The sequence below is a fragment of the Siminovitchia jepli genome (assembly GCF_047228825.1).
Taxonomy (GTDB): domain Bacteria; phylum Bacillota; class Bacilli; order Bacillales; family Bacillaceae_C; genus Siminovitchia.
This window is the reverse complement of the sequence record NZ_JBFEGN010000205.1, coordinates 1-1,109: the sequence shown is the minus strand read 5'-3', so window position 1 is coordinate 1,109 and position 1,109 is coordinate 1. Positions and strand designations below refer to the sequence as shown.

The 1,109-nt window shown below is 35.4% G+C and carries 1 protein-coding gene; it reads right to left on the bottom strand.

Translation table 11 applies throughout. The features are described from left to right. Window positions 1-968 (bottom strand): ATP-binding cassette domain-containing protein (locus AB1L08_RS22405; RefSeq protein ID WP_413066780.1); only part of this gene is annotated, 968 nt, incomplete at its 3' end. Between the last annotated feature and the right edge of the window lie 141 nt (window positions 969-1,109).

Genomic DNA, 1,109 nt, shown 5'->3' with positions numbered 1-1,109 from the left:
AGCCGTAAAAATATACTTCGACGTTGATCCATTTTCATCCTGCTGATGGTGCCGCGGAAGCGGCATGAACGTCTAACATGTAATCTATTAATTAAATCCTTTACTCCTTGTTTTTCTTTGTTTTGGTTGATAATTGGGCCTTTACTATATGTTTCTAGGCTTCCAAGTGAAATATTAGCTTGAACGGATAAATCTCCTACAATCCCTTGTTTTCTACGCTCTTCAGGCACTAACACCAATCCTGATTTAATAGAGTCCCTTAGACTTTTAAAATTCATTTCTTTTCCTTCAAGGATAACTGTTCCTGAGTCTTTTTTATCTACACCAAGTAGCGTACGAATCATTTCAGTTCTTCCAGCACCGACTAATCCCGAAATCCCTAATATTTCACCCTCCCTAACTGTAAAGCTGACGTTATTTACTACACCCTTTTTTGAAAGGCCTTGGACCTTTAACAACTCAGGACCAATAGATCGCTCCGTTTTATGATCCTTGTTAAGAAAATCACTAAATTCTCTATTGACCATCATTTTGATAAGTTCATCTTTTGTTACATCACAAGTATTTTTGGTTGCTACGGATTTTCCATCTCGTAATACGGTTATTTCATCCGATATCTTAAATAGTTCATCAAAATGGTGTGATATATAGATGATTGTCATTCCATGTTTTTTTAAATGGATTATATACTCTAATAGTTGTTCAATCTCATGGTGACCCAACCTGGCTGTAGGTTCGTCCAGGATTAAAATTTTTGCATTTTGTGAAAGACTTTTTGCGATAACCACCATTTGTTGATCTGAGACACTTAACTCCACTACCCTTGTTTTAGGATTTAGATTAATATTTAACTTTTTTAACAATTGATCTGCATTTTTATTTAAAACAGCTTGATTTACAATCGATGTTCCATACCATTTGGGCTCTCTGCCGAGAAAAATATTTTCTGCTACTGTGAATTCTTGCACTAAAGATAACTCTTGTGGAACAAGGGCAATGCCAAGCGACTGGGAATGAGAATAACTATTGATATTAATCCCAAATTACGAAAGTAAATTTGCCGAAAACTAATTCAGCGCTCTTTTGGGAACAATTTACAAATCTGGGTA